The organism is Haloferax sp. s1, from assembly GCF_058382125.1.
Genome location: NZ_JBZRPK010000535.1, coordinates 1 through 6,824 on the forward strand (window position 1 = coordinate 1; position 6,824 = coordinate 6,824).

A 6,824-nucleotide genomic window follows, 5' to 3' on the forward strand; every position below is an offset into this window, starting at 1 on the left:
GTATCGATGCGCTCGCAACTCGCGATGCGAGAGACGTGTACGACGACCTGCTGTCGCTCGCGAGCGACCGCGCACTGACGGAGCACGCCGCAGACCGCATCCGCGTGCTGACGCCGCTTCCGACCGTCGAGGAGCGCCGAGAGCGACTTAACCGCGTCCTCGCCGCCAAGGACGCGTGGGCTGCCCTCGACGATGACGCTCGCGCGTCCGTCGAGGAAGCCTTCCGGGCCTACGACGAGGCGGGCGAGACCGAGCGCGCTGCCGTCCACGCCGCACTCGAACTCCGGGAGGCCGGTCTCCGAGGCGAGACGTTCGACGCGCTCGACGAGGCCGACCCCGACGCCCTCCGCGATGCGCTCGGTGCGCTCGGCTACGTCGACAACGACGGGTCGGTCGCCCCCGGTGCGGACGACCGCCTCGACCGCATGCGCGACCGCCTCGAAACGGCGAAAGACCTCGAATCTGGCTCGTTCGACGTGCTCGAAACTATCCAGTCGCGCGGTGTCCGGTCGCTCGACGATTTCCGGTCCGCGTTCGTGGAGTACATCGCACAGGAGACCGACCTCTCTCGTGGCGAGGTCGAGTCGACCGCGGCGGAGGACGCCCGCGATGCGACCGACTTCGTGAGCACGTCGCTTCACGCTCTCGTGGACGAACTCGAAGCCGACGTTGACGAGCGCGAAGCGACCGTCGCCGAGGAACTCCGCGACCGTATCTGGGCCGCCCGCGACGACGTCGACCTCGCCGTCGAAGCGGTGGACGAAGTCGCGCTCTCGCTGTCACTTGCGCGGTTCGCCCTCGAATACGACCTCACGCGACCCACGATTGCCGAGACGGGACTGGCAGTTTGTGGCGCGCGGAATCTCTTTATCGACGAACCACAGCCCGTCTCGTACGCCGTCGGCGACCACGACCTCTCGTGTTCGTCCGGGCCGGTTCCGCCGACTGGCGACCGAGTCTCGGTCCTCACCGGGGCGAACAGCGGTGGGAAAACGACGCTTCTGGAGACGCTCTCGCAGGTGGCGATTCTCGCGTCGATGGGACTTCCCGTCCCCGCCGACTCGGCGCTCGTGGGCCAGTTCGACTCGCTCGTGTTCCACCGACGCCACGCGAGTTTCAACGCGGGCGTCCTCGAATCGACCCTGAAATCCATCGTGCCGCCGCTGTCCGGAGCGGGACGAACATTGATGCTCGTCGACGAGTTCGAGGCCATCACCGAACCCGGCCGTGCGGCGGACCTTCTCAACGGATTGGTGAATCTCACAGTCGAGCGCAACGCCTTCGGCGTCTACGTGACGCACCTCGCAGACGAACTGAGCCCGCTCCCACCCGAAGCTCGAATCGACGGCATCTTCGCGGAGGGACTGACCGACGAGTTGGACCTTCGCGTCGACTACCAACCGCGGTTCGGCACCGTCGGCAAATCCACGCCGGAGTTCATCGTTTCGCGGTTAGTGGCGAATGCCGGTGACCGAGCGGAACGTGCCGGATTCGAGGCGTTGGCGGCGGCGGTGGGTGAAGAAGCGGTACAAAAGACACTGTCCGACGCTGAGTTCGCCGGGTGAGCTATCTGTGACGGGAGGTTTCGGGAGACGCTACGGCGACTGCCACGTGGACGTCAGCACATTTCGTCGAGCGAGACGAACGCGCCGATGTCGGCAGTCAACCACGCCTCCATCTGGTCGCAACAACTGTCGCGCCGGGGATAGAGGGTGACCTGATCTGGACCTCCTCGGTAGGTTACGACGACGCTATGGAGGAGACAGTCACCGGCGGTATCCGCACCGGAGCGGTCAGCAGTCCTTGCAACCGAATCTTGAGGGCCGGGTACTTCGGACATTCGCCGTCACATATACAGATGCGACCGTGATTACATAACCTTCACTAAGTGTGGTAAGCATTGACAATATCTACAGGTAACAACACGTTCCTCGTAGAGGTACTTGGGTGAAATACATAGTCGGGGCGAGCGCCGTGTGCGCTCGAAACGGGAATCTGACGGGCGACTTCTGCCGGCGGAGACGGCTTGAAGTGCCCGGCCGCGCCATCTGCGTGTCGATGGTTGATCCCACGTCCGACTTAGAAGAGAACGTAGACCCCGAAGACGCCCCGACCTGTGCGACGTGCGGCGAGCCAATCGTCAACCAATCGACGCACCGCGTCGTCACGTGGGTCGACGACGGAACAGTTCAACACCGGCACTTCTGTGATGACGAGTGTCGGGACGCGTGGGACGACGAACGATAGCCTGCTGTTTTCTGCGCTGGCCGTCTCGCCCCGCCTGAGCGAGTCGCTATTCGATGGCCGACCAGAACTGGTCGAGTCCGAACCCGAGCATGTCGGGACTGACCGGTCGGAACTCGTCTCGCTCCTGTTCGGGGAGATAGTCGCGGACGCCATTCCACGAATCGCGCGCGTAGCGCGCATCCACGAAGACGCGGACGCCGACCTCGTCGGTACCGCGGATGACGCGTCCGATTGCCTGTCGCGCTTTTCGGACGGCGGGAACGGTCAGTGCAGTCTCGAACCCTGAGCCGAACTCCTTGTCGTACGCAGTCTTGACCGCACGCGTCCGCGGCGACGACGTGTTGATGAGCGGGACGCCGCAGACGACGGCCGCGGAGAGTTTGTCGCCGCTGTAATCGACACCTTCGGTCAGCGTGCCACGAAGGCTCGTGACGAGCACTTTCCCGTTGCCGCCGAAGAAATCGCGTTTGAGTTCCTCCGTCGCACCGTCGTCGGACGCTTCGTCGAGTAAGACTGGCTTGTCGACGCGGTCTTCGAGGACGGTCGCCATCCACTCCGCTTCGGCGTAGTTCGGCATGCCGACGAGGACGTTTCCGGGCGACCGCTGACAGACTTCGGCGGCGGCATCGGTGTAGGCGAGTCGCGTTTCGTTCTCCTCGCCCGGCGGACCGCGGTTGCTGTGAGTGAACTTCGGTACGTCGACGGCGAAACTCGCGCGATTCGACTCGGGGAAGCCGAGACCGAAGGTTCGCTCGGCTATCGGCCGTCCGTCGTCGGCGAGGGCGTCGAGTCCCGTCACTCGCTGGAACACGTCTATCGGTTCGAGCGTCGCGCTCATCAGGATGCCACCGCCGAAATCATCCAGTCGCTCGGCGATGGCCTCGCCGGGCACGCAGTTATGAACCGAGAGGCGGGCGTTGTAGGCCCGTCGCCACGATTCGGGTGGTTCCATCTCGTCCCACGTCCGTTCGAGGTCGATTTCGCGGAAGTGCTTTTCGTGGTCGGCGTAGGCCCACGTCGCGAGCGCGCGACCCGCAGCAGGGGCGGCCCGTCGCTTGTCGTCCTCTTCGACCGAGTCGAGGATGTGGGCGACTGCCGACCCCGTCGCCTCGGCGCGGACCCACGTTCCTTCGTCGTACCCGTTCTCCTCGGCCCACTCGGTGAGCGCGTCGACGCCGGGTTCTTCGGGGTTGCGGAGCGGCATCTCCTCGTCCGTGAGTTCGGTCAAGTCAGCGCGCCAACCGACGTATTCGCTGTCGAGGTGTGCCGTCACGCGCCGGTCGAGTTCCTCCCGAAGGTCGCGGATGAAGTCGCGCGTCTCCTTTAGTTCGCGGAGCGTCACGTCCGCTTCCTGCAACTCGCCGCGGACGAGGTCGGCATCGGCGGTCGATTTGCCCGCGTCGTCGAATTCGACGGGTTGGATGACGCGCGTGAACTCACTTTCTGCGTCGCGGAGGGTTCGGTCGCCGACGCCGACGGAGACGAGGTCGCGGACTCGCGGTTCGAGCATGTGCGCCTCGTCGCAGATGACGAACGTCGAGTCGTCCACGAGCGCGCCGGTGAACGTTCCGACCGTCGTCGGGTCGAACGCGTGGTAGTAGTTGCCGACGACGACCTCGACGTGGGGTAACAGCGCACCCATCACGGAGTGTGGACACGACCCCGCCCCGGCGGCGAGCGAGACGAGGTCGTCGGTCGTAATCAGGCCTTTGTCGTCGAATTCGAAGGGGACGGCTTCGACCGGGTCGCCGTCGTCTGGAAGGTCGGCGAGGAAGTTCGCGTAAAACGGGCAGTACTCCACGTCCTCGTACTCGGGCATCGACTTCGGATACGGCGTCGGTTCGCCCGCGGTTTCGAGGTAGGAGGGTCCGGCCGTGGTCGAACCGGTGTCGAGCAGGCCGGTCTGCTGTTCTCTCGCGTCCTTGGCGAGCGCTTCGGCGCTGGTTCGGCCGCCGTCGCCGACGAGCCCGCGGGTTCGGTCACGAAGACCTTCGCAGCGGTCGTAGACGGTTGATTCGTCGATGCCGCCACAGCGCTGTCTGCTGTAGGGACACACGTCGGCCTTCCCGACGAGAGTGAGTCCGGAGACGGGGTTCCACTCGTCGGGGAGGTTCTCGTTGATGGTGCGGAGGTCGGCTTCGAACTGCCGGAGTTGCTGTTTGACGCTCGTGAGGACGAACACGCGTTCGTAGTCGGAGTCGGGGTCGCGGACGAGTTCGATACCGGCGGTGAGCGCCAGCATCGTCTTGCCAGTCCCGCACGCGCCTTCGACGACGGCGAATCCGTCGTCGCGAGCGGTCGCTATCGCAGTCTCGATTCCGTCGGCTTGCTCCGGGTACGCCTCCGGGTGGCCGAACACCTCCTGCCAGGTCACGCTCTCAGGTCCAGTTGCGACGGCCATAGGGATGTCGGTGACTGGTCGCGGTTTCGTATTTGAAGATTCGCGTGAGTACAAGTTGGTGCGTTCGCGTGCGGTGGGTCGAACGCGACGGCGTTGCGTAGGTTGGTGGTGATGCTGTGCGACGGTTATTCGAGGAACGAAGAGATGGCATCCGCGAAATCCTCCCGGTTGTCTTCGTCGCCGCCGACACAGACCACGAGCGGTGCGCTCACAGAGGCGTACACTTTCATCTCACGGCCCTTCTCGGAATAGCGGGTTCCGGCGACGCGGACTAAGTCGGCATCGAGGAGGTTGCCAAGGTGGTGTCGGGCGTTCTGAATGGACGTGTCGACCATCTCCGCGAGTTCTGTCGCCGTCGCTGGCGACTCCTGGAGACACGACAGTATCTCGCGGGCGGTGTCACACGAGAGGCTCCCAATGAGTTGCTCCGTCTCGTCGTCGTCGAGCCAGTGGACACGGGGAGCACTCTCACCACCTGTGTCGACGTTCCCGTCGGACGGTAGCAACCCTGACATGATATCGACAATCAGGGGGAGAAAGTAAACCGTTTCGGACAGTACCGATAGGATACCACTATACTGCCGTCTCTTCTCCCCGTCGAACTCCGGGAAGAAGGTTCATCGCGTAGAGGGCGGCGAGTACGACGACGACGACGAGCAATCCGCCAGCGAGCGTTTGATACACCATCTCGAACTCGTAGCCAGCCTCCTTAAGAAGGCCCACAGCGCCGCTTCCGTTCGCCTCCAAGAGGAGTGCGGTCCCGCTGAAGACGGCGTACGCACTGCCGCGGGCGTCGTTCGGAAGCGACGAGAGCATGAACGTGTCCAGCGCGGGAAACAGGCTGTGGACGACGTAGCCGAGCACGGCGACGACGACGGCAACGGCGACGAATCCCTGTGCGAACGTGAGCGCGACGAGCGACCCGATAAAGGCGAGGAGCAGGCCGAGAATGTAGGGCACGTGCGGGAGTTTATCGGCGAGTTGCCCCGACAACGAGAACGCCGGGACGCCCGCGGCGAAGACGATAGTCAGCATCGTCCCTGCTTCGGTTGCGGTGAATCCCTTTCCGAGGTCCATGTAGACGACGAGGAAGTTGAACAGCCCTTGCCAGACGAAGCCCGCGGGCGCGATGAACAGAACGCCCGTGAGGATGATTTTCCAGTGGCCGAGCGCGGCCGAAAAGTTCCGGTCGGTACCGGTTCCGGCGCTGGCACTGCCGTCGCGGGAGACGACGTAGAGTAAGAGCGTCACGACCGCCGCGGCGACGGCGAGTGCTTGGAACGTCTCGCGCCACGTTGTCCCCTCCAAACTGAGGATGAAGACGATGGCTGGCGCGGCGACGACGGCGGCAATCTGGCTCGCAGAGCCGTGGATACCGACCATCCGGCCGACGCGTTCGGGGAACAACTCGCCGACGAGCGGAACGGCGGAGACGAAGTACGCGCCCGACGCGAGACCGATACCGAACGCGCCGATTTGGAGCGTCAGAAGCGACGTCGCGCTCGCGGTGAACGCCGAGGCGACGACGAGGAGTGACCCCGCGCCGAGGACGACGCGTCGTCTCGACACCCGTGTCAGCAGGTAGCCGACCGGAATACGCGGAATCGCGGTTCCAAGCCAAACGAGCGTCATCACGATACCGATAGCTCCGGAACCGACGGTGAAGTCGCTCTGGAGCGTCTCCACGAGCGGCGGAAACGCGACGCGACCGAAGTTCACGAGGAAGACGAGTCCGCAGAGTGTGCCGAAGAGACGACGGGTCACTGAGACGGCTTTCACCGGCCCCCGAGTCAAACGTTGCGGAAGCGGATAACAACAACACGTGGTAACGTGGGACTCGATTCGACCACACAGGTTACCTCGGAATCCGCTTTCGACCACATATGTTAACGCGAGGCCGGGCGAACGACAAGCCATGATTACGAGTCGACGCATGGCCGCGGTCGACCACAACGCCGAATCGCTCGGCGTCCCACGGAAGCAACTCATGGAGTCGAGCGGAAACGCCGTCGCTCGGGTCTGTCGCGACCTCGCCGACCCCGGTTCGACGGTCGCTATCGTCGCTGGGCGCGGCAACAACGGCGGCGACGCCCTCGTCGCCGCACGGTTCCTGAAGGAGTACGACGTGACCGTCCACCTCCTCGGTCGTCCGGAGACGATTTCGACCGACATCGCC

At 64.4% G+C, this 6,824-nt stretch carries 7 protein-coding genes; 3 read left to right on the plus strand and 4 right to left on the minus strand.

From position 1 onward, the window contains the following. On the plus strand, positions 1-1,565 hold a 1,565-nt coding region (locus tag QT222_RS09200; protein ID WP_491476987.1), incomplete at its 5' end, for a P-loop NTPase family protein. A 53-nt stretch (positions 1,566-1,618) separates the two neighbouring features. Here the strand turns inward: QT222_RS09200 and QT222_RS09205 are convergent. Next, complete coding sequence (locus QT222_RS09205; RefSeq protein WP_014732295.1) at positions 1,619-1,840, minus strand: DUF7511 domain-containing protein; 222 nt, start codon at positions 1,838-1,840, stop codon at positions 1,619-1,621. Between the two features lie 218 nt (positions 1,841-2,058). Here QT222_RS09205 and QT222_RS09210 point away from each other — a divergent pair, with 218 nt between their 5' ends. Continuing rightward, entirely contained in the window at positions 2,059-2,247 is a 189-nt protein-coding gene (locus QT222_RS09210) for a DUF7576 family protein (RefSeq protein ID WP_004057023.1), read from the plus strand. Between the two features lie 46 nt (positions 2,248-2,293). Here QT222_RS09210 and QT222_RS09215 read toward each other — a convergent pair whose 3' ends face one another. The 3 genes from QT222_RS09215 to QT222_RS09225 form a co-directional block, all read right to left on the minus strand. Further along, positions 2,294-4,648, minus strand: coding sequence for an ATP-dependent DNA helicase (locus QT222_RS09215; protein ID WP_491476988.1), 2,355 nt, complete (start codon positions 4,646-4,648; stop codon positions 2,294-2,296). 125 nt (positions 4,649-4,773) lie between these two features. Next, positions 4,774-5,163, minus strand: a complete 390-nt coding sequence (locus tag QT222_RS09220) for an ArsR/SmtB family transcription factor (RefSeq protein WP_004057025.1) — start codon at positions 5,161-5,163, stop codon at positions 4,774-4,776. 58 nt (positions 5,164-5,221) lie between these two features. Beyond that, on the minus strand, positions 5,222-6,412 hold the full coding sequence (locus QT222_RS09225) for an MFS transporter (RefSeq protein WP_491476989.1): 1,191 nt from the start codon (positions 6,410-6,412) through the stop codon (positions 5,222-5,224). A 151-nt stretch (positions 6,413-6,563) separates the two neighbouring features. On the opposite strand from QT222_RS09225, the gene QT222_RS09230 reads away from it, so the two are divergent. Continuing rightward, positions 6,564-6,824, plus strand: a 261-nt coding sequence (locus QT222_RS09230) for an NAD(P)H-hydrate epimerase (RefSeq protein ID WP_491476990.1), incomplete at its 3' end; no start/stop codon positions are given.